Consider the following 22,262-nt stretch of genomic DNA (forward strand, 5'->3'; position numbering starts at 1 on the left):
GAGTCGCTGAAATTGCTCACGATTCCCAGGGAAGGGAGCCTCAGCGAACGGGCGGAAGGGGCTGCGTCACGAGCTTGCGCTGGGCCATGCCGCCCGGCGCGGCATAGCTCGCGAAGCGATCCCAGCCCCAGAGAGTGGCCGTGAACGGGCCTTCACTCTTCATCCGCTGGAGGCCACTCTGGCAGACACCCGCTTCGAACGTCGTGCCGGGCCGGTAGTCCTTGGTGAGGTCGATGCGAAGCCATTCGTACTGACCGCGGGTGCCGATGGGCTTCCAGCCGGTCAGGGTCCCCGCGCACTCAAGCCAGACATCCTCGAACTTGGGATCGCTGCCCATGGTTTTCGCACGGATGACGACGAGCGATGTCTCCGCGTACGTCGGATCGGCGTAGAAGCTGTACGAATTCAGGTACTGGCCCGCCGGGACGACGTTGACGAACTCCGGATCCCCTCGACCGCCGAAGGCAGGGTTGCCGTTGTAGTGGCCGGCGTTCGCGCTCATGTACGCCGCGACATAGAGCGGATGCTCGGAGTCCTGGGTGCGGACCGTGAAGGCATCTCCGACACCCGCTGGGAATGTGGCGACCTCTCCCGCTGCGAGTTCCGTCGGTGCGCCCGGCGGAATCGTTGGATCGTAGTCGAGCCGCGTGCCGTCGCGAGCCGCGACGACACGATACGGCATCTGCTCGTTCTCGTTGCCCGTCCTCGGTCGGTAGCCGACCGCAGCGTATTCCGAGCCCCACTGCTGATACGCAGGGAGCTGCTGGCTCATCGTGTCACATGCCCCCTCGGCGTTCGAGGGCACCAGCGCGCACGACTGTCCACCGAAGACGCTCGTAGGCTTGGTCGATGTCACGATGCTGCCCGAGAGCTCCGAACTCTGCACGAGCTGCAAAAACTGGCCCTTGTCGATCTTGATGGTCACCGGAACGTGCGCCAACCCCGACGGTATTCCCGCCGCTGGTCGGAGGTCGGTGCTCGGTACGATGGTGATTTCGGTGTCGTCCTCCGAAGCGACGATCTGAGCGCTCGGATAACCCGTCACCGACGCCTCCCAACCGTTGACGACGATGTTCTCCTTCGCCCACGCAGCGACGGGGAGCAGCAACGTCGCTGACGGCACGTAGCTCAACGCGCCCCCGAACGGGTACATCGACGTGACGCTCACCGGAGAGGTCGAGGACATGCGAAACGCGCTGCCAATGCCCGAGCCGTCGGGCACCGGGTCCTCGAGTGTCGCGGCCTTGGCGCCCTTTGGGCACCCGATGTAGCTGAAGGCTTCGCTTTGCGTCAGCGGCACAGCCGGATTACGATCGGACACGAAGAGAACGACGCTCTCACCAGGCTGAATGGGACCTTCCTTCGGATAGAGCGTCGGGCTGCCCGGTTGCGTGTAGAAGAGCGCGTGGCCAATATCGAGCGCCTGGCCCTCGAGCTCGAGAGTCAGGTCGACCGCCTGGGCCGAGGTGTTGACGATGAACGCCGCATGACACGACTGAGGTTCGTTCTTCACGACGCGCGGCGATTGGAAATAGAACTCGCAACCGTTCGAGCTTCTGTCGGCAGCAGCGGCCGCACACGGTGCTTGGCAAAGCGCCGCTCCACATGCCTGTTCCGGCGCGCACGTCGTCACGACTTCGCCCGTACACGATTGAATGACCGAGCGACCATCGAGCGAACAAGTGAATCGGCAATCCGATGCCTCCACTCCCGCGTCGCCATTGAATCCGCCCTGTTGTTCTCCAAAGCCGTTCGACTTTTCTTTTCCGCACGCGCCCGCCGCAAGCGCCGTGCACGTAAAGACAATGGCGGCAACGCTCCGATACAGCTGCGACGGCTTCATGGCAATACGACTTCCTGCGGAACGAGACTCGACGCTTTGAGCTTGCCGGTCCCCAGTTGTCCGTAAAAGTTGCTTCCCCAACAATGGACCTTGCCGGTCGTGAGGAGCGCGCAGGTCGCGTTCGGCGTCGTCTTCACGTCGGCCGCCGGCGCAGCGAGGCTGACGACTTTGACAGCCTCAGACGCGTAGTGCTGCGTTCCATCACCCGCTTGACCGCTGGCGTTGAATCCCCAGCAAAACAAGGCTCCCGAGGCGCCGACGGCGCACCAGCGCTGGGGTTGGATAATCTTGTCGCCGAGCACGGTCGTGACCACGTGGTTGGTCGTCGCGATCCGATGGACCGGCTCCGGGACGATGACCGGCTCTGGTAAGGCACGGTCGAACAAGTTGTCCGGCTTGAACGAGAACTTCGCTTCCGGGATCGGCGCGCCCCAGCAATACCCGATACCGAGCGATACCGCGCATCCGTTCGAGGCCACGACGTCGATATGCGAGACAGGCTCGAGCGCGAGCTTCGCAGGATACGGGTCCGGAGCGAGGGACGACTCTCGCGCAATCGCCGGATTCGCGCCCCAACTGTCGACGATGCCGTCATCGTGCAATCGGAACGTGGCATTGGCCATGTACAGATTTCGAACTGGCGTCGTATTGGGTGTCGCGACGGGGCTCGGCGCAAGAAAGGCAGGTGGGTGAGGGTTGGTCCACGCCGCAACTTGCGCCAGCGTGTTGGAGCCCCAGCAAACGGGGCCGTCGGCAAGCTCGGCGCACGCCGCGATAGGCGAGAATCCCATGTAAGAAGCCGAGGGAATCGGCAACTTGACCGGCGTACGTTCCGTGGATGTCACCTGCGCATCGCTCTGCAAGAACGGTCCCGTCCCCCAGCAGAAAACGCCGCCGTCGGCGTCGATCGCGCAGGTGTGCTCGAGGCGAACGATGTTCGTGAGACCAACGACGCGCGCCGGCGAAGGGCTATCGAGGGCGCCCGCTTCGTCGGCGCGACCGAGTTGCCCCGCTTGGTTTGCCCCCCAGCAAGCGACGGTACCGTCGCGAAGGAGAGCACAGAACCCTTCGGCGCCGTCGGTGTCGCTCGTGCCCAGCGTCGTCACGAGCGACGTTGCACACGGATCGGAGGTGCAGGAGACGGCGAGAGCGGCGGCGTCGAAGGACGCGTCGCGTGACGTCAGGGCATCCGGAACCTCGGCATCATCCGAAGTCGGCGGAACCGACGCCTCGCGCGAAGCATCTTCGGCTTCGAACGTCGGTCGCTCGTCGTTGCTGCTCGAACAACTGACGGCAGCCAGACCCGCGGCGGAAAAGGCGACCATCGCGAGCGCCGCCGCCGAGCGCTGTCGGTCAAGGCGTCGTCTTGTGAAGCGCATAGCGAACTCCGACAGCCCAGAGATTGTGGTTGGAACTTCCTCGAACGCGATTCATCGGTCGTGACAGAGGCCCGCCGCGGAGCGAGATGCTGGAGATCTCGAAGCCCCCAGCCTGGAAGACGTCTCGACCACGGAGGACGAATGCTTGGCTCGAGAGCCACGGCTGGGCATCCGGATCCATCCAGAGCGAGCTCGCGGCAGCGGCGGAGAGTGTCTGAGGCACCGTCGCGAAGGTCGTCGAGAGATCGCTCGCCATACGCGCGACGTCACGCGCGCCCTTGAGGCCCGTCACCTGCCCGGCCGGCGAGACCTGGAGATTCGTCAGCCATCCGTCGGGACCGCCGAAGGCCGCGCCACCGTCGAGAGCTTCGCAACTCATGCCCGACACCGTGCCGTCGACGATGCGCTCGTAGCCTTGCGCCGTTCGATGGACGAGAACCACACAGGAACCGCCCGTCGGATACCGATCGCGCGCGGCCGCGAACCAAACGCCGTTCGAATCAGTCCCCGCGGCTCCAAGGAAGAACACGTGTTCGGCAGGGTCGTCGACCGTATCGACGACGTATTCGGCAGTCCACGCAGGAGCCGAACTGCTCTCGCTCTTCCACCGATAAATCGTATTCGCATACCAGGCATACACCTCGTTGGCACTCGTGCCCCAGACGCCGAGCGCGGGCGCAGCGATGCCTCGCGCACGGTCGAACGGACGACCGTGATCGTGGGGAGTCCCACCGTCGGCATCGGGGCTATGGTCCTCGAGCAGCGAGCGCGACCACGTCCATCCCGACGATTCACGCTTGCCGTGATAAACGAACGATGGCGCAGCCGCGTAATAGACTTCGTTCTCGTTCGGCGCCCAGATGCCGGCCGAGTACTTGCCGAGCCCGGGCTCGTTCTGCGTCCCATCGTCGATGTACGTCCATGCGCCCGCCGCGTCGGTCCACTCGAGGACTTTGATGCCGTTCGTTGGGCTCTCCGCCACCGCGAATGCACGACCATCGAACACCCAGACGTCCTTGAACTCGAGATCGACGTCGGGCAGGGACGTTTCGCACCATCCCGCTGGGCTGCACAACGCACTGTCCGCGCCTGCGTCGAGCGGGGAGGTCGTGACGTCGTCGGCCGACGAGCTGTCGATGAACGTCGAGACACCGGCGTCACCTTGCGGCTCTGGCCCGCCGGCCGCGTCTTCGTCTGAGCTGCAAGCCATCGAGACGGCGGCGAGGGACAGAGCAAGAGACGCGCCGATAGAGAAAAAGCGCCTCGTCATGGCTTTGCTCCGAGAGAGAGAAGAACGCCCTGCCCGCCAATCCACACGCGACCGGGCGACGGCGACCATGCCGACACGAGGTCCGGTCGTCGTGAGCCGAGCCCGGCGATCTTCACGCGTGTCCAGCTCGTTCCGTCGAAGTGCAGAACGGTACTGGCGTCACCGACGACCCAGATGTCGGACGGTGAGGTGGCGGTAATGGCGTGGAGATTGGTGCTCGTGGGCACGTCACTCACGACGTCCCAAACCCTCCCCTGACCGCCGTAATGACGGACCGTTCCCGAATAGCCGACGGACCAGACGTTCGAAGACGAAAATTGCCAAACGCCCTCGAGCCGGCTTCGCGTCTGGCTGTTGAATTGGTCGACCACCGGCGAATCGGTGTCCGCGGCGGTGACACGGACGGTCGCTCCGTCTTGTCCAACGGCCCAGAGCTCGTCGGCCGAAGCGCCGTGGATGGCGCCCAACCTAATGCAGGTCGCGAGGACGCACTGCGTGGTGGTGGCCCCGATGCCGAGCTCGAGGACGCCCGAGGGCAAGACGCGAAGACGCCAGAGTCCGGGTGGCGACCCGCTCCCCGTGGGGCGCGTGGCGGTCCAGAGCCACTCTGCGTTAGGGGATGCCCACGCCGACCCCACGATGACATCGTTTGGCCCGTACGTCGGGCTCGTCACGCCGGGCACCTGTTCGGACCATCCTCCGGGGGAGACCGAGGCGTCGGTTCCCGCGTCCATCCCGCGCGTATAGGGATGCTCGAGGCGCCCGAAGGTGATCTCGGACGAACTGCGAAGCCAGATGGCATGCAAGCTCTCGGGGATGTCGACCTCGACCTTGCTCCAAGACGTCCCGTCGAAATGCGCAAAGGCACCGAGCTCGCCTGCCGCCCAGACGTCGGACGGGGATCGCCCGCGAATCACGGTGATCTTCGCGACGGGGTCGAGTCGACCACCGGGGCTATTCGAATCGTAGGGACCCGCGTTGCACAGGACGTCGTCGGTGCAGTCCTTGGGGAACCATTCGCAGTCCGAGCACGGTCCTGCGTCGACGTCTTCGGCATCGACGTCGAGCCCCGCATCGGCGACCGGAACCGCGTTCGCTCCCGCATCAACTGACGGAGGAGATGCCGAGTCGTCGGTTGCACACGCCGCGAGCATGGCCAGAATCGACGTGCACGAGCCGAGCACGACCGCGGCGAGAATCATCCTCGCTCTCATCGCGCCACCACTCCTGAATCTTGGTCACAAGGTTCGACGACACATCGACCGTTGACGCATGCCTGGCCCGCAATGGCATCGCAGACATGGCCGCAGGCCCCGCAGTTGCGCGGATCGCTGTCGGTGTTGGTCTCGCAGCTGTCGGAGAGGTTCCCGTTGCAATCCGCCGTTCCGGCGATGCAGTGACGCTCACACGAGCCATACGCGCATACCGCGAAGCTCGCCTCGTCGTTGCTCGTACTGCACGCGATCCCGCACGCCCCGCAGTTGGTGAGATCCGAACTGAGGTCAGCGCATTTGCCACTGCAGGAGCCGAACAGACATCCCCTGGAGCAATAGGTTTGCCCCGGCGGACACAGGCACAAGGGCTGTCCGAATTCACCAGGAAGGCACTTCTCCGTGGGAGCGCACGCATTGCCGCAAGCGCCGCAATTGTTGTCGTCGAAGAGCGAGACCTCGCAACCATTGTCTCGCCGTCCGTCGCAATCACCGAAATAGCCGTCACACTTGAGAGTATCACATTTGGATTCCCAACAACCGACGTACATATGCGAAGGAATATCGACTCCACCGCCCCCCGTGGGATCGCACACGTTGCCGCAAGCACCGCAGTTGTTGTCGTCCGCCGTCGCGTCGGTACACGGAGGGAAGTGCGTATACGGGCAATAGATCTTCCCGGCCTCACAGCCACACTTCATCACACCGAAACCGGTACGATCGACGCAAGCGTTGTCGTCCGGGCACTTGTCACCGCACGCTGCGCAGTTGTCGCCCGTTGCCGAATCCGTCTCGCATCCGTTGTCGTCCACACCGTCGCAGTCGAGCGTCAGCGGAGCGGTCCTGCATGCCATCTGGCAACGACCGTCGACGCAATCGTAGGTCTCTCGGTAAGTGTCCTGCGGGCAGACGAGCCCGCAGCCGCCACAGTTGTTGACGTCGACCTTGAAGTTCACGTCGCAGGCGAAGCGCGAGCCCGGGCACGTGGCGTGGCCAGCAGGACATTCGCTCGACGGGCAGTAATTGGTGAGCCCGCGCTCCTCGACGTCGGCGTCGCCTCCGTCGGCAGGCGTGAACGACGGCGTCGCGACGGACGGGTCACCGCCCAGATCGGTTTGGTCGACCGCACATGCCGCGGCCACGAGAAGGCACGCTGCAAGAACGACTTGCACCGAAGTGGCAACTCGCCACCGTGACGAATGAAGCGCACGCATCGACTCTATACTTCCCAGCGGGTTCGACTCTGATCACGCGATCGTCACGGACGCGTCATATCGGTGCACGACGTCACGTTGATCTCGGAGCCCTCGTCGCCGAGCCACGGCGTCAAACGCATGGCATACGGGCTGTCCGGAAAACGAGAAACGAAACGATGCGCGGCCGCGCGAGCGTGTGCGACGTCCCCCGAGCGTCCGGTGATTTCGACGTCGACGACGTCAGCCTCGCGCTCGAGTCTGCCGTTCGGAAAGCGAGAACGGTAGTCCGAGAGCGCACGGCGCGCTTGCGCGCAATGGCGGTCCGAGAGCGCACGACGCGCACGTTCGAGCGCGTCGATTTCTTCGCGAAGCGACGAGCCTTCCTGAAGTGGAGCTTCGCGCGCAGTCTCGGGTGCTGCGTTGAAAGCTACCCGAGGTCCTTTCGGCGTGCGATCGACTCTCGGGGAATCTGGCGCCGCATTCGGCAAATCGGCGATCGAGAACGCAGGTGACGCTTCGACCGGCGCCATGACGGGCACCACGACGGGCGCGATGGTGGCTGCCGGGATCGGCACGGTCGGACTGGAAAGCGTCGAAGTCTCCTTCTCTTCGTGCGACGAAGACAAGGTGGCAATCGAGATGCCCGCGGCGATCACGACGACGGCAGACCAACCTCGCCACCCGAGAAGTCCGACGAGTCGGAGACCGACGGACGACGCGCTCGCGCTCGACGTCGCCGTGGCGCTCGCAACCCCCACGCCCAGCGCGGCGAGTGTTCGAGACTTGCCTTCGTCGGTGTCCGGCCTCTCGCCACGTGCCGTAGCGAACGCTCGACGCAGCTGCGGATCGAGCTCGCTCATTTCGTACTCCTTTGCAAACGCGTCATGCCCGCCGAAAGCTCCGCACGCGCACGACGAAGCCGCGATGCGGCCGTTCCGGGCGGAATGCCGAGGACGACAGAAGCCTCGGCAAGCGTCATTTCTTCGAGCTCGCAGAGAACGACGATGTCGCGAAGCTCGTCGGGAAGCTCGGCGAGCAGCGTATCGACGAGGGCGATCTCTTCCTGTCGCTCGGCATCGTCTTCGACGCTGGGGTGCGCGGAGTCCGACTCCATGATGGCGGCCTTCTCCTGCAGCGTGCGGCGCCGGAGAATCGCGCGCCTCGCGTGCATCGCGAAGTTCGCCGCGCAGCGGAACAAGAAGGGTCGTTCGGCGCCGACCTCGACTCCATCCAGCTTGCGCGAGAAGACGAGGAACACTTCCTGGGCGACGTCGTCGGCCTCGCCCTTCGGGATCCCGAGGCGCCGGAGCGACCGCCAGACGAACAGGTAGTGCTCGTCGACGGCACGTCGCAATCGCTCGTCACGGCCGATCGCTTCGGCTGGCATGAGCGAAAGTGGACGAGCGACATTCACCGACATGACGTTCGCCTGCGGGGCCTCCTCTCCGTGACATTCCCGGCTGGGAGCCGATTTATCACCAGACACGAACTTTCATCCCCACCCCAAGCTCGGCCGCTACGAGCGGCACGCGAAACAGGGACATCCCGCTGAGAACGAAGGACTGGCGGAGAATCGGCACCGTCGCCCCGCCGCCGAAGGTAAGGGCCACGCGAGGGGCGACCCAGAGAGCGACGCCAGCTTCGGCTCCAGCGCCGAGCCAAGGCTTCGTGGCGGATTCGTTCCTCTCGTAACCGCTCGATGCCGCCCGGAGTGCACCGACCTCGGCACGCGCGCACGCCCAAGGCTCCCACTGCCCTTCCCGCTGCGGCCCACGGAAGTGCTCGAACGAAACGCATCCCGAGGCAACGAGCGCCCCCCAACCGAAGGTGACGTGCCCGCGACCGCGTTCGATCGTCGAATAGGGCGCCACGTCCACCGCGAGTCCGAGCGACGGCACCACACGCGCGTCGGTAGGCGGTCGCGCTTCGAGTCCCAACGCCACGCCCGCAGCGACGTTCGGCGTTCGCCCCGACACGCCGTGGGCCCCACCCGTGACGAAGACTTCTGCGCTTCGTTCGGCCTTCACCTCGGATGGTGGGGGCCCTCTTCGCGTCGACGGGCTCCTGGGCGCCTCGAGCGGCTTCGCAGGAACGACCGGCTCGGCAGGCACCGCGCCCTTCGCTCGCGACGCCTCGACCGCATCGGCTTCGAGGGCAACACCGAGGAAGAGCGCCAGCGCGAGCACGACGTCATCGCATCGCGTTTCGTGAATCTCACGAACGCCGAGCGACGCCCCCGTACTGTCCTCGAGCACGAGTCGGCCCTCGAAGCCGCGCCCCTCCTTGCGCGCCACCACACGCGCGACGAGCGTTGGATGGTCGGAAGGTCCCGGCCACTCACGAACGCGCTGCCTCGCGAGGTCGACGAACGCCCGCTCGTCCGGACAGATCGGCTCGGCCTGGTAGTCGACGCGTAGCGTCCGCTGCACCCGCGGCTCCGAAAGTGCCCCCGAAGCGTCAGCGTCCTCACCGCGCGCCAAGCGAGGCGTCGCCACGAGCATGGCGGCGAGCAGAGCTGGCGGTGCTACCACGAAGACCGCCCGGGGTCGCATGCTCGAACGTCGCTCGGCTAGGTGACCACCATAGTCCCCTGCCGCGTCGGTGCGGTCAAGCGCACGAGCAGCAACGCTCGTTGCTCGAGACACGTCCGGGCGCGTCGCTCGCGCTTGACCTGGTCGAGCGCGGAACGGTACTTCGAGAGGACATGCTCGGGTCTCGCGGGGCGTGGACACCGGCAGCCTGCCCCGTTTGGACGGTCGCGGCGCTCATGACGTTCGCGAGCCAGGCGTACGCGAACGCGGCCTTCGCGAGCGACGAATCGGAGCCGTCGCCGTCGGTCGAGGCCATTTCGGTGGCCTACACCGCGGACGGGGCGTGTCCTACGAAGGAGCGCTTTCTCGCCAGCGTGCGCCGTTACACGACGAAGTGGAAGGAGACGGAGGCGAACGGCAGCGCGCGGAGCTTCGACGTTCGCTTCGTGACGACTCGCACCGGCGTCGCTGGAAAGCTCGTCGTTCGAACCGCCGATGGGCGCAGCTCGACGCGTGAGCTTCCCGGGCCCGAATGTGACGGCGTCGCACGTGCCGTCGCGATCATCATGGCGGTCGCCATCGATCCTCGTGCCCTCGGTGCGGCTCCCACCGACGAGCCACCTCCGGAAGCCCCACCGGAGCCGACCGCTGATACGGTTCCCCCGGCAGACGTCGTCACGGTCGCCGAGCCTCGCCGAGCCGATCGCGTCGCGCCCCCGGTCGCGCCGAAGCCACCTTCGAAGAAGAAGGACGTCGTGCGATTCGCCGTGGAGGCCGGCGCGGAGCTCACCTCCATCGTGACCGGAACGGCGATTCCGGTCTTCGATGCGGGCGTCGAGATGCGCTTCGATCTGGGGAGATCCGTCCCCGCGTGGCTCGCCCCGTCCGTCGGGTTGGCGTTGAGGCAGAGCTTGCCGAGCGAAACCAAAGTCCCTGGAGGAAGCTCGGAGGCGTTGTGGTCCGCGGCGGCCATCCGACTCTGCCCCCTGAGGGTTGCCGTCGGGCGCTTCGAGCTCGTGCCCTGCGCCGAGGCCAACGTCGGCATCCTGCGCGTCGAGGCGCGGGGAGTCGCCGACGCGAGGCGAACCGCGACGGCTTGGTTCGACCGCGGAGGCTCGCTGCGCGCCACGTTCCGATTGGGCGAGAGGTGGGCGATTGGCGCCGATGCAGTCGTCACCGCCCCCGTCACACGCAACCGATACACTCTCGCCAACGGAGACTTCGTCTCGCAGGCGCCGGTGGTCGGCGTGACGGGCGGGCTCTTCGGGGCCCTGCGATTGTAGAGCTCGGCCGATCGGTGCCGGTGCCTGAAATCAGGGACTCCGCCGAACTTGTCGGTGGCGTGACAGTCCCCTTCACTTTTCGTGATCGACCCGTGCGAACCCCACACTCTACCAAGGTGCAGGGTGCCATTGCCGTCAACACGGAGAGGAGTGGCGTGGCGGAGCCGGACGCGCGCGACGGGCAGCGTGATCGCGTCTTCCGGACCGCCATCGCACCGCTCATCGACGTGGCCTACCGGGTCCTACGTCGCCTCGGCGTACACGACCGGGAGATCGACGACGCGCTCCAGACCGTCCTCGTCGCCGCCGATCGCAGGTTCGACGAGCTCGAGGGACCGACCGTCCTCAAAGCGTTCGTCTGCGCGTCTTGCGTGAACGTCGCGCGCGATCTCGGTCGACGTCGTGCCAGAACGACCGCTCGAACCAAGGACGTCGAGGACCTCGAACAATCGCCGACGTCGGAGCCCGGTCCCGAGGATGCGCTGGGTCGAAAAGAAGGCCTGGCGATGGTGCAGCGCATTCTCACGTCGATGGAGGAAGAGAAGCGCGTGGTCTTCGTCCTCTACGAGCTCGAGGAGCTCACCGGGCAGGAGATCGCCGACCACCTCGGCATTCCCGTAGGAACCGTCTCCTCGAGGCTGCGCAAAGCCCGTGAAGAATTCCGTTCCGCCATTGCCCGCGCGCACGCGAGCGAACGCAACCTCGAAAGAAGTGGACGATGAGCCAGCCGAGTTTTCCGCCTCGCCTGATTGACGCCGCGGACGACGCCGCGGTGCGCGATGCGCTGAGTGCCGCGAAGAGCGATTCGATGGATCCGTCACGTGCCATGCGCGCGCTCTCCGATTTCCAAGCCACGAAGGCGGCAGGCTCGTCCGCCGGTGTGGCGCGTCAGGCGGCACGCTGGAAGTGGGCGCTCTTCGCCAAGGTTCCGGCGTCGCTCGCCCTCCTCTGCGCCATCGGCGTGGGTTGGACGGCGTGGCCGAAGGCTTCGGATCGCGCGATGGGTCCCACCGAGCCTACGGCGACGCCTGCTGCGACTGTCGAGAAAGCTCCCGAGACGTCACCCGCGCCTTCGGAGCCGCCATTCGAAGCGAGCATACGCGTCGAGGATCTTCCGTCGGCGCCGATGGCGAACGAAAAGCGAAATAGTGCCGCCAAGACCGATTCGTCGTTCAACGACGAATTGGCCATCATGGAGTCGGCACGCGCCGCATTGTCGAAGAACGACACGGACGTCTGCATTCGCGCGCTCGACCGCTACGAGCGCAGATTCCCACACGGAATGTTCGCCGAAGAAGCGCCCGTCATGCGCCTCGAGGCGCTCGTTGCCAGAGGCGATCGCGATCGAGCCCGTTCGCTCGGAGAATCCATTCTCGCCAAGAATCCCGATGGGCCCCACGCGAGCCGAATTCGGTCCCTCCTCGCTTCGATCCACTGACTCGCAGGGCCGGCCAGCATGAACCTCGATTCCTCTACCGCCCGGGTCAACCGGCCTAGGCACCGTACCGCCATCGGCATCGCCGCGATCGCTTCGGTGATCGTCATCGCCACGTCGTGCGCACCGTCCGTCACCGACACGATCGTCATCGGTGGAAGCCCCGACGACGCCGCAGCGGAGCCGACGCCGAGCTTCACGTCACCGGTCGACGCGGATGACGCCGAAACCTCGCTCGACGACGACGCGGCAAGCACCGCGAAGATGTGCGTGACGAGCGAGTGCCCTCCGCTCTGGGGCACGTGTCCCAACCGCTACGGTCAGGTGTCGAAATATCGGTGCTCGACCCATCTCGCCGACGACTATGCGAACTGCGGAGCGTGCGGGGCGAGCTGCCCGAACCTTCCTGCCGAGCTCCACATGGTCGAAGCCTGCGTCGAAGGCCAGTGTCAGGCCACGTGCAGTCCCCAGAACTTTCGTGACTGCAACGGCATCGTCGACGACGGCTGCGAGGTCGACCCCCAGACCGATCCGGACAACTGTGGCGGCTGCGGAATCAAGTGTGACCCCGGCGTGCGCTGCATCCGAGGCCGGTGCGGATGTGCCCCGGGCACGATCGACTGCAATGGCCAGTGCAAAGACACCCGCTCCGACGACAACAACTGCGGCGCGTGTGGCTATTCCTGCGCCGATCACGAAGTCGACGCGGGAACCTATCCGGATCACATGGTCTGGGGCTGCGAAAACTCGCAGTGCAAGGTGAAGTGCGAGACGGGAAAATACGTCTACTGGGCCGATTGCAACGGCACGAAAGCCGATGGCTGCGAGATCAATTTGTTCTCGGATCCGGCCAACTGCGCGACGTGCGGACACGCGTGTAAGCCGGGTGAGGCCTGCTTCGGAACCTTCGACACGGCCGTCCAGTGCCGAAATCCGCCCGGAGTGTGCAATCCCAACGAGACATTGTGCAATGGCACGTGTCGAAACTTGGATACCGATCCCGACAACTGCGGTTCGTGCGGATTCTCATGTCCCTTCCCCGCAAACTATCGATGGGACAGCAAAGACGGTAAAGCCGCCTGCACCGGTGGTCGCTGCAGCTGGGAATGCAATCCCAGATTCGCGGACTGCAACGGTCGCATGGACGACGGTTGCGAGGTCGAGCTCGACAAGGATCCTCACAACTGCGGGGCGTGCGGGGCCTCGTGTGACAACGGCCTCGGCCAGCCTTGCGTGGCCGGCCATTGCGCCACCATCGAATGCGACGGCGGCAAGGGGACCGTCCAGTGAAGCGCCATCGCTCGATGTTGTCGTCGACCGTGTTCGGCCTCCTCTCTGCCGCCGTCGTCGCTGCCGCGTGCGCCGACCAGACCGAGACGGACGGCGCGGCGCCGCCCGAAACCCGATTGCCCGACAATGGAGACGCCGCAGGCGCCACGACCGATGGCGGAGATGGAGACGTCTTCGTCAATCCCGGTTGCGAAGCGTCGAACACGTGCGCGCCACCGCCGGTCGACTGCGCGGCGGTCGACTTCTGTGCCGTCACCGCGCCGATGGCATCCGACGTGGTCCTCAACGGGATCTGGGGCAGCTCGGCAACCGACATCTGGGCCGTCGGCTCGCGCGGCACGATCCTCCACGGCAACGGAAACACGTTCTCCACGGTGCCTTCCGGCACCAACGTCGCGCTCTTCTCCGTCTTCGGTACCGCGAGCGACGACGTGTGGATCGCCGCCTCGCGTGCTCCCCTCCATTCCAAGGCGCTTCCCGACGGCGGCCTCGAATGGGAGTCCGTGCAGGGAGAGAGATGGGTCGACGACCTCGCGAGCGAGGGGCGCACCTGGACTCTCTGGGGAAGCTCGAAGGACGCGATCTGGATGGGAGGAGCCTACTCGTCGCGCTTCGGCGCGCCCGGAAGTTTCTGGTCGAAAGGCACGTCCGAAGACGGCGGCGTCGTCTGGAATGCGGAGACCGTGTATCGCCAGTTCGACACCTCCGGCTGGGACGCGACGATCCGAGGCATCTGGGGCGCCGGACCGAACGACGTGTGGGGCGTCGGCCAGCAGGGATACATCTTCCGCTACGAGCCCGCGAGCCAGGAGACGCCAGCCCGATGGCTCGCCTGGGACAGTCAGACGACGAATACCCTGGAAGGGATCTGGGGGTCGAGCACCAGCGACATCTGGATCGTCGGCAGCGTCGGAACGATCCGCCACTCGACGGGAGCGCCTTCGACCTTCGACGTCGTCAACTCGCCCACGAGCCTTGCGCTCCATGCTGTGTGGGGGTCGAGCCCGAACGACGTCTGGATCGTGGGCGACGAAGGCACGCTCCTTCACTGGGACGGCACAGCATGGTCGATCGCCGATGCCGGACTACCGCCGGGCAGCCGGCCGAACCTCTACGGCATCTGGGGCACGGGGCCAAACGACGTCTGGATCGTCGGCGAAGGCGTCATTCTGCATCGCACGACACAAAACAGGAACCGGCCATGACGCGCATTCGAACCACCATGATGGCCCTCGCGACGCTCGGCCTCTTCGGGCGCGGAGCGATCGCCTGCGCGGCAAGCGAATCGAACGCCGCCCTGACTCCCGCCGAGCCGCCTGATGCGAGCAGCGACTCGGCGACCGAGGAGGCTGGCCGCGAACTCGAACCGCCCGACGCGGCCGACGCGGCCATCGACGCCGACAAGCTCTGCACCGATCAGGGCTGGTGCCACACGAAGCTGCCCGTCGTTCCGGACGGCGACGGCGGTCTGGTCGCTCCCCCCAAAGGTCTGAGTTTGGTCGATGTATGGGCGGCCCCCAATCACGAAGCTTGGGCCGTCACCGCGCAAGGCTATCTCCTTCACTGGACCGGAGAGTGGCGTGTTGCCTTCGATGCGAAGACGCCACTCCGAACGGTGTGGGGATCGAGCGACAGCGAAATCTGGATCGCGGGCGAAGACCACTACGTGGCGCACGGCACGAGCAAGGGTGGCGGCATCCTCTTCGAGTCCTTGGATCTGGGCGCGGACGAAGACATTCTTCGATTTCGAAGCACATCTTCGATGGACGTATGGGCGATCACTGCCCATCGAATCTTCCGCTACACGGGCAACCACGACACCAACGGAAAGCCCATGTTCACGCCGTCCGAGTTCCCGAACGGCATCGAGGCGCCGTCGAGGAACAAGATCACGTCGATGTATCAACGTGATTCCCAGGTATGGATCACCGGATTCGAAACCACCGATTGCAGCGACAACGGGAAAGAATGCTGCTTTTCTGACAACGGCTGTCCTGTCAACTTCGTGGCCGCCCGGTTTCGAGGCGATAAGACGCCACCGGCCGACACTGGTTCGCTCGACGCGTGGGAGCGCGTGGTCATGGAGAGCGAGCGGCTCATTGCTCTGCGCGGGGGCACCCTGAGCTCCGACGGCGTCCATACGCTCTTCACGGTGGCCTATCCGGGGATCAGCACATGGATCACGCGGATGGGAAAGGCGAACGATCACCTGTTCGACGCGGGCGCAGCCATGCCCGCGGGGGACTATGTGTGGACACTCGATGAGCAGCCCGCCTACGGCAGCACGCCCGAAGGTCTCTGGAGCTCGTCGTCGGACGACGTGTGGATGATCGCGACGCCGGGCATCGTCCGGAGATGGGACGGCGTGAAGTGGAATGTCGCGCACGTCTCGATCACGAGCTCACCGCTCATCGCGCCGCTGCACGCCATCGACGGGAACGTGACCTCGACGGAGCACGAGCTGTGGGTCGTGGGAGAGAATATCGCCTTGCATCAGGTGGTCGCCCGATGAAGAGACGCGCACGCACGTTCCTGTTCTCGACGACCGCGCTCGGAGTAGGCGTCCTCGTGCTCCTCGCTTGCGGGGACAACGCGTCCGAGCCACGCGATCGATTCGAGGTTCCAGAGGCGGCCTCCGACGGAACCACCGCTGTGCTCCCGAACACGTCGACGGACTCCGGCGCGGTCGAGGCGGGCATCGCCGACGCCCGTGTGCCGTACGACGGGGCAGAGTCTCCCGGTGTGGAATGTGATGCGTCGCCTTGCATCGTTCGCCTCGTCGGTGGGCAGCAGCATTATTGTGGCGTCCTCTCGGACGGCACGGCACGCTGCTGGGGAAATCCAGCCTTCGCCGGCGCTTCCGCAGACCCCCTCGACGCCGGACCGGACGCCGCTCCCGGAGCTACGCCCGTCGTCGTGGAGGGCGTGAAAGACATCGTCGACATCGCCGCGACTGCGGACCGAACGTGCGCGGTGACGAAAGACGGAGGCGTCGACTGCTGGGGGGCCGACAGTCCGACCCCAACGCGAATCGCCGTTCCGACGAAATCGGGTCAGGCTGCTCGAATCGCAGTGAGCAGCACGCAAGGTGACGGGACACGCGTCACCTGCGCGGTCTCGCCCGACGGAGAGCCCGTGTGTTGGGGCGTGGGTATCTATCTCCTCGAATCCGATCCTCGAGTTCCGTTCGTACTAGGCGGCAAGGTGCGCGACGTCGTGTTGCCTTGGTCGTCGGCAACCTGGTCGCTGACCGTAACCGGCTTCGTCGTCGACGAACAAGGCAAGCTCCTCTCGTGGGGCGGTATGGCGGAGGGCACTCTCGGACGCGAGACGACGGAATTCGTCGACTACACGCCGCGTCCCGTCTTTGGGATATCCGCCGTTCGTAGCGTTTCCTCTGCCTTCGGACATGCCTGCGCAGTCACCGTCGACGGACGCCTCTTCTGCTGGGGCGCCGCCGGCGAGGCCATGCTCGGCGTCGGCTACGTGAGCGACGAGAAGCTTCCGGTCGAAGTGGCATTTCCGCCGACCACGTGGCCAACGGAGGTCTCCGCGAGCCACACGCATTCGTGCGTACGTTTGACCGACGGCACCGTCCGCTGTTGGGGCGGCAAGAACCGTTTCGGCGAACGTGCAACGGACGCGCAAGACTACGTGTACACGCCAGCGCTCGCGGAGGGCACGCCCGAAGACGTGGTGTCCGTCGCGACGGGCTCGTACTCCACGTGCGTGCTCACGCGAGCGGGTGCGGTTTGGTGCTGGGGATACAACGCCGCCGGACAGCTCGGACGAGGAATGCGTGACGAGGAACGCCACCCCTCCCCTACCCCGGTCGTCTTCCCGTGACGCGGTCTTCCGTGGAGAACGTGATGAGCTCGTTCGTTCGATGTACGGCGGTTGGTTCGATGTTTCTTTTCGTCGGATTCGTGGCGTGCAAGTCCGACGACCGCGCGTTCGAACAGGACTCGACACCGCGCGTGGCCGACGACGATGGCTCCGTGTCGATCCCGGCCGAAGCTTGCGCGGGACGCAAGTGCTCGCGCGATCTCCACGAGGTTCTCGACGGCTGTACCGACGAGGTGGTCGAGAGGTGCGCCGACGGCTTCGGATGCGGCAACGGCAAGTGCACGACGCCCTGCGACGCCGCCGTCGGAAGCCAGGGATCTCTGGGTTGCTCGTTCTGGACCACGCCTCCCGACGCGCATCAGGCATCCGACGTATCTTGCTTCGCGGCCTTCATCGCCAATACGTGGACGACGCCGGCGACGATCAAAGCCACGTTCGGCCGCGATGCCATCGACGTCTCGAAGAGCATCTATCGCGCCTCCAGCACGGCGGACGGCGTTCATTACGAGCACTTCGACGGCCCCGTTCCTCCCGGCGAGGTCGCCGTCGTCTTTCTCTCGCAAGGCACGCCCGGCCCGAACAGCGCGGCATTCGTGCCCTGCCCGAGCGGCGTCGAGGTCGCGTACCACGGCACGGTGGTGAGCGCGCACGACACCAGCATCTACAAAGCGTTCCACCTCGAGACCGACGTTCCCGTCTCCGCGTACTCGTCCTTTCCGTACGGCGGCGCCCAAAGCTACATCCCTTCGGCCACGCTTCTCCTGCCGACGTCGTCGTGGGGTACGAACTACGTGCTCGTCGACGGATATCCGGGCGACGAAGACCCTCGCTTCGTCCAGATCGTCGCACAAGAGGACGACACCGTCGTGCGTATTCACCCGCGCGCCGACGTGAAGCCCGGTGTGAACGTGGAGGGCGCAGCCAAGGGCGTCACCCATTCGTGGACTCTGCAGAAGGGCCAAATCCTCGAATTCCGCCAGCTCGAGAGTCTGGCGGGCAGTCCACTGGAATCGAATCACCCGGTGGCGCTCTTCGGCGGAACGCAGTGTCCTTACATCCCGTCGACGATCGAAGCGTGCGATACGCTTCACCAACAGATTCCGCCCGTCAACCAGTGGGGAAGCTCGTATTCGGGTATCCCCTACAAATCCCGAAGAGGAAATCTTGCCGAGCGCGTGTACTGGCGAATCGGCGCCGCTCGCGAAGGAACGACGCTCACGTGGGAGCCATCCGTTCCCGATGGCGCACCGGTCACACTCGGTAGCGGCGAGTTCGTCGACTTCGCGACCGACAAGACGTTCCACGTGCACAGCCAGGACTCGACGTATCCGATCTACCTCGCCGACTTCATGAGCGGCGCGAACATGTACGCCTCGGACGGCGACCCGGACTTCGTCAACGTGGTGCCGGACGAGCAGTTCCTCGACAACTACGTCTTCTTCGTCGACTACACGTACGCGACGAGCACGCTCACCATCGTCCGCAAGAAGGACTCCAAAGGCTTCCACGACGTGAACCTCGACTGCGTGGGCAAGGTGAGTGGGTGGCAGCCGCTGGGCACCTCTGGAGACATCGAGTACACGTGGCTCGACGTGACGCGAGCGGGCAAGTCCGTCCCGACCGACATCGGGGTGTGTAGCTACGGTCGCCACGAGGCATCGAGCGACGGTCCCTTCGCGCTCTACGTTTGGGGCACGGATTACGCGGCAAGCTACGGCTACCCCGCCGGCGCAGGCAGCCGGCCCACCTCGCCATTCAAGATCGAGGTTCAATGAGCGCCCGCGTCCCGCCCCACGGAAGAGTCAGCTGGGGCGCATCGCACATTCCCCACCTACGGTGAAGACAGCCACGGCGTGATGCGCGGCGTTCACCGTTCACCGGCGAGGAGCTGGGCCGGCAACGGTTGGGTGCCGTAGACGGCGTTCGTCGCCCAATGACCGTGCATGTAGCCGTCGGTAATGACGCAGTCGTGCCAGCGGTGCATCGATCGGCTTCCGCCGCACACGTGCCACCGCGTGGCCGTGTCGTTCACGGCGCCAGGAGTCCCCAGACCGCCAGGGCGACGTCAAGCACGAAGTCACGTCCCGCGACGCTTACGAACGAACGCCAACAAAGCGCACGGCCGCTGCCTGGCGCCTGCCGAACGGAGCGTTCTCACGGACCGGCTCCGTTTGGATGGGCACACATTTCGACGTCAACAAGTCCACGGTCTCGTGGTACTTTTGCCCACCGATTTCGCACTATACAGAGCCACATGCGGAGAAGTGCTACCTCGACGGTCCTCGTGACGGGGGCGACCGGCTTCGTCGGAGCGTCCCTGTGCCGTCATTTCGCGGCCAAGGGACATCGGGTGGTGGCCGTTTGCGGGCCATCGGGCGCAGGATGGCGACTCGCCAACGCGGCCTCGACCATCGAGACGGTGAAGGTCGACCTCACGGCCGCGAACGAGGTGAGTGCGCTCCTTCGTGACGCCCAGCCCGAGGTTGTGCTCAACTGCGCGGCCTACGGCGCTTACCCGAGCCAGACGGAGCCGTCGCGCATCTACCGCGTCAACTTCGAGGCCGTCCGCCACCTCGTCGAGGCTGCCGGCGCACTGCCGGGCTTCCGCGCCTTCGTGCATGCCGGCTCGTCGTCCGAATACGGCCTCCACTGCACGGCGCCCCGCGAGGATTCCGCGCCGCTGCCCGACAGCGACTACGCCGTCTCCAAAGTCGCCGCGACCGCGTTCGTGCAGTTCGTCTCGAAGACACGCAACTTCCCCGGTTGGGTCTTGCGCCTCTCGTCGGTCTACGGCCCGTACGAAGAAGCTTCACGGCTGATTCCGCGACTCCTGAAGTGCGGGAAAGAGGGGACGTACCCTCCCCTCGTCGATCCGCAAATTTCACGCGACTTCGTTTACATCGACGACGTCTGCAACGCCTTCGAACGCGTCGTCGAGTCCGCGACGACCGTGGCGCGCGGTGAAGTCTTCAACATCGGAAGCGGACATGCGACGACGCTCGCGACCATCGTGGAACGCGTCCGCCAGCTCTTCGGCATTGCGCAAGAACCGGTCTGGGGCTCGATGGCCAATCGCCGTTGGGATCACCGTGACTGGTATTCGAATCCGACGAAGGCGTTCGAAATGCTCGGTTGGAAGGCGACGACGTCACTCGACGACGGCCTCGCCGCGACCGCACGTTTCACGGACGAGAACACGAACGTCACGAACGACGCCGAACGGCACGCGGTAACAGGAGCGCGTTGAATGACCGACTCGTCGACGATCTTCGCCGAGCTGCGCCGCGACGCGCTCGCGATTCGCAAGATGCTCTTGGCGATGCATTACCGGGCAAAGTCCGGACACATCGGCACCGGGCTCTCGTCCATCGACATTCTCGCGCTCCTGCACAAGGTGTGGCTCGGTGAAGACGACGCGTTTCTTCTGAGCAAGGGGCACGGGGCCTCGGCGCTCTATGCGACGCTGCACCACTACGGGCGAATCTCCGACGAGGAGATCGCGACCTATTACCAGGACGGGACGCTCTTCCCGGCGCATCCCGCGCCGCGTGCCGTCCCTGCCATCGTCGCCGCAACGGGCTCGCTCGGCCACGGCCTCTCGATCGCCGCGGGCATCGCGTATGCGCGCAAGCACGTCCACGAGCAGACCACGCGTGTCGCCGCGCTCCTCTCCGACGGCGAGTGCAACGAGGGCTCGGTGTGGGAGGCGGCAGCCTTCGCCTCGCACCATGGGCTGTCGAACCTGCTCGTCGTCGTCGACGCGAACGGTCTTCAAGGCTTCGGCACGACCCGCGAGGTCCTCGACATGGAGCCCTTCGCCGACAAATGGCGCGCGTTCGGCTTTGCCACCCATGAAATCGACGGCCACGACTTCGAGCAATTGCACGCAGCGACCCGTGAGCTCGATCCGCAACGCCCCACCTGCATCATCGCGCGCACCCGAAAGGGCAACGGCGTGGGGTTCATGGAGGGCAAGCTCGAATGGCACTACCTGCCGATGACCGAGGCCCAATACCGGGACGCGCTACGTAGCCTCGATGGAGAATCGTCGTGAGAGTGCAATTCGTCGACGCGGTCGCACGTGAGCTCTCGAACGATGCTCGCTCCGTCTTCCTGACGGGCGATCTCGGCTTCAACGCGCTCGAGGGCCTTCAAAACCAGCTGGGACCGCGGTTCCTCAACGTCGGCGTCGCCGAGCAGAACATGATGGGCGTCGCCGCCGGCATGGCGCTCACGGGCCTCCGCCCGTGGGCCTATTCCATCGCGCCGTTCGCCACCTACCGCTGCCTCGAGCAGATTCGCAACGACATCTGCCTGCATCAGCTGCCCGTCCGCGTCGTCGGCAATGGCGGCGGGTACACGTACGGGATCATGGGGTCGACGCATCACGCGCTCGAAGATCTCGGCGCGCTCAAGCCGCTCCCCAACATGCACCTCTACTTCCCCTGCTCGAACAACCACGTGGCGGCCGCGGTGCGCCAGATGGCCGACTTGGCCGATCCTGCCTATTTGCGGCTCGCCATTTCCGGATTCGCCGACGACCGACCCGCGCTCTCCGAACATCCGACGACGCTCACGCGCCGTTATGCCGAGAGGCCGGGCGCACGGAGCCGCGGGCTCACCATCGTCGCCGCCGGCCACGCCGCGCAGATCGTCAACCGAATGTCGAAGCCCACGGAGGACGCGGAAATCGACATTTTCGGCATTGCGCGATTCCCCCTCGATCTAGGTCTCGATCGCGATCTCCGCGAGAGCGTCCGCGCGACGCGACGCGTGCTCTTCGTCGAGGAGCACTACGCGAGCGGAGGCATCGGAGAATCGTTCGCAGCCGCGGTCGCGGCAGACGTCGACGCGTTCTCCGTCATGAGCGCCGAATACCGAAAAGGACAGCGCTACGGCAGCGCAGCCTTCCATCTGAACCAAAGCGGGTTGACGCCCGAGACGGTGACGAACGCAGCACGAGCCATGTTGGGGTGAC

Annotated in this window: 20 protein-coding genes; 11 read left to right on the plus strand and 9 right to left on the minus strand. The window is 65.5% G+C overall.

Features of this window, described 5'->3' with window-relative positions:
- Positions 1–40: 40 nt before the first annotated feature.
- The 8 genes from AKJ09_RS06725 to AKJ09_RS06760 all read right to left on the minus strand — a co-directional run bounded on the left by AKJ09_RS06725 (position 41) and on the right by AKJ09_RS06760 (position 9,328).
- Positions 41–1,843 (minus strand): IgGFc-binding protein, encoded by a 1,803-nt coding sequence (locus tag AKJ09_RS06725; RefSeq protein ID WP_146646358.1) that lies wholly within the window; start codon positions 1,841–1,843, stop codon positions 41–43.
- Entirely contained in the window at positions 1,840–3,168 is a 1,329-nt protein-coding gene (locus tag AKJ09_RS06730) for an RCC1 domain-containing protein (protein WP_169927318.1), read from the minus strand. The genes AKJ09_RS06725 and AKJ09_RS06730 overlap by 4 nt, the downstream gene beginning before the upstream one ends.
- Before the next feature lie 28 nt (positions 3,169–3,196).
- Complete coding sequence (locus AKJ09_RS06735; protein WP_146646360.1) at positions 3,197–4,492, minus strand: hypothetical protein; 1,296 nt, start codon at positions 4,490–4,492, stop codon at positions 3,197–3,199.
- On the minus strand, positions 4,489–5,706 hold the full coding sequence (locus tag AKJ09_RS06740; RefSeq protein ID WP_146646361.1) for a hypothetical protein: 1,218 nt from the start codon (positions 5,704–5,706) through the stop codon (positions 4,489–4,491). The genes AKJ09_RS06735 and AKJ09_RS06740 overlap by 4 nt, the downstream gene beginning before the upstream one ends.
- Complete coding sequence (locus AKJ09_RS06745; protein WP_146646362.1) at positions 5,703–6,875, minus strand: hypothetical protein; 1,173 nt, start codon at positions 6,873–6,875, stop codon at positions 5,703–5,705. Before AKJ09_RS06745 ends, AKJ09_RS06740 begins: the two co-directional genes overlap by 4 nt.
- 86 nt (positions 6,876–6,961) lie before the next feature.
- Positions 6,962–7,759 (minus strand): outer membrane protein assembly factor BamD, encoded by a 798-nt coding sequence (locus AKJ09_RS06750; RefSeq protein WP_146646363.1) that lies wholly within the window; start codon positions 7,757–7,759, stop codon positions 6,962–6,964.
- Positions 7,756–8,286, minus strand: coding sequence for an RNA polymerase sigma factor (locus AKJ09_RS06755; protein ID WP_169927319.1), 531 nt, complete (start codon positions 8,284–8,286; stop codon positions 7,756–7,758). The genes AKJ09_RS06750 and AKJ09_RS06755 overlap by 4 nt, the downstream gene beginning before the upstream one ends.
- 88 nt (positions 8,287–8,374) lie before the next feature.
- Positions 8,375–9,328, minus strand: a complete 954-nt coding sequence (locus AKJ09_RS06760) for a hypothetical protein (protein ID WP_146646365.1) — start codon at positions 9,326–9,328, stop codon at positions 8,375–8,377.
- A 275-nt stretch (positions 9,329–9,603) separates the two neighbouring features.
- On the opposite strand from AKJ09_RS06760, the gene AKJ09_RS52725 reads away from it, so the two are divergent.
- From AKJ09_RS52725 to AKJ09_RS06790, 8 genes are all read left to right on the plus strand, one after another.
- Positions 9,604–10,713, plus strand: a complete 1,110-nt coding sequence (locus AKJ09_RS52725) for a hypothetical protein (protein WP_169927320.1) — start codon at positions 9,604–9,606, stop codon at positions 10,711–10,713.
- Between the two features lie 155 nt (positions 10,714–10,868).
- Positions 10,869–11,435, plus strand: coding sequence for an RNA polymerase sigma factor (locus tag AKJ09_RS52730; protein ID WP_169927321.1), 567 nt, complete (start codon positions 10,869–10,871; stop codon positions 11,433–11,435).
- Positions 11,432–12,151: a tetratricopeptide repeat protein gene (locus tag AKJ09_RS06770; RefSeq protein ID WP_146646367.1), complete on the plus strand. Its 720-nt coding sequence runs from the start codon at positions 11,432–11,434 to the stop codon at positions 12,149–12,151. Before AKJ09_RS52730 ends, AKJ09_RS06770 begins: the two co-directional genes overlap by 4 nt.
- Before the next feature lie 18 nt (positions 12,152–12,169).
- A complete protein-coding gene (locus AKJ09_RS06775; protein ID WP_146646368.1) occupies positions 12,170–13,438 on the plus strand; it encodes a hypothetical protein in 1,269 nt (422 codons plus the stop codon).
- A complete protein-coding gene (locus AKJ09_RS06780) occupies positions 13,435–14,643 on the plus strand; it encodes a sialidase family protein (protein WP_146646369.1) in 1,209 nt (402 codons plus the stop codon). The genes AKJ09_RS06775 and AKJ09_RS06780 overlap by 4 nt, the downstream gene beginning before the upstream one ends.
- Entirely contained in the window at positions 14,640–15,950 is a 1,311-nt protein-coding gene (locus AKJ09_RS52735; RefSeq protein ID WP_169927322.1) for a hypothetical protein, read from the plus strand. Before AKJ09_RS06780 ends, AKJ09_RS52735 begins: the two co-directional genes overlap by 4 nt.
- Positions 15,947–17,284 carry an RCC1 domain-containing protein gene (locus tag AKJ09_RS06785; protein WP_169927323.1) on the plus strand — a complete coding sequence of 446 codons (1,338 nt, stop codon included), beginning with the start codon at positions 15,947–15,949 and terminating at the stop codon, positions 17,282–17,284. The genes AKJ09_RS52735 and AKJ09_RS06785 overlap by 4 nt, the downstream gene beginning before the upstream one ends.
- A 23-nt stretch (positions 17,285–17,307) precedes the next feature.
- On the plus strand, positions 17,308–19,059 hold the full coding sequence (locus AKJ09_RS06790) for an IgGFc-binding protein (protein ID WP_146646371.1): 1,752 nt from the start codon (positions 17,308–17,310) through the stop codon (positions 19,057–19,059).
- A 92-nt stretch (positions 19,060–19,151) separates the two neighbouring features.
- Here the strand turns inward: AKJ09_RS06790 and AKJ09_RS54150 are convergent, their stop codons facing one another.
- A complete protein-coding gene (locus AKJ09_RS54150; RefSeq protein ID WP_205633621.1) occupies positions 19,152–19,316 on the minus strand; it encodes a hypothetical protein in 165 nt (54 codons plus the stop codon).
- A 222-nt stretch (positions 19,317–19,538) separates the two neighbouring features.
- Here AKJ09_RS54150 and AKJ09_RS06795 point away from each other — a divergent pair, with 222 nt between their 5' ends.
- From AKJ09_RS06795 to AKJ09_RS06805, 3 genes are read left to right on the plus strand one after another with little or no spacing between them, the layout of a single operon-like run.
- A complete protein-coding gene (locus AKJ09_RS06795) occupies positions 19,539–20,531 on the plus strand; it encodes an NAD-dependent epimerase/dehydratase family protein (protein WP_169927324.1) in 993 nt (330 codons plus the stop codon).
- Complete coding sequence (locus AKJ09_RS06800; protein ID WP_146646373.1) at positions 20,532–21,338, plus strand: transketolase; 807 nt, start codon at positions 20,532–20,534, stop codon at positions 21,336–21,338.
- Positions 21,335–22,261, plus strand: a complete 927-nt coding sequence (locus tag AKJ09_RS06805; protein WP_146646374.1) for a transketolase family protein — start codon at positions 21,335–21,337, stop codon at positions 22,259–22,261. The genes AKJ09_RS06800 and AKJ09_RS06805 overlap by 4 nt, the downstream gene beginning before the upstream one ends.
- The last annotated feature ends 1 nt before the right edge of the window (position 22,262 follow it).

This window comes from Labilithrix luteola, assembly GCF_001263205.1.
Taxonomy (GTDB): Bacteria; Myxococcota_A; Polyangia; order Polyangiales; family Polyangiaceae; genus Labilithrix; species Labilithrix luteola.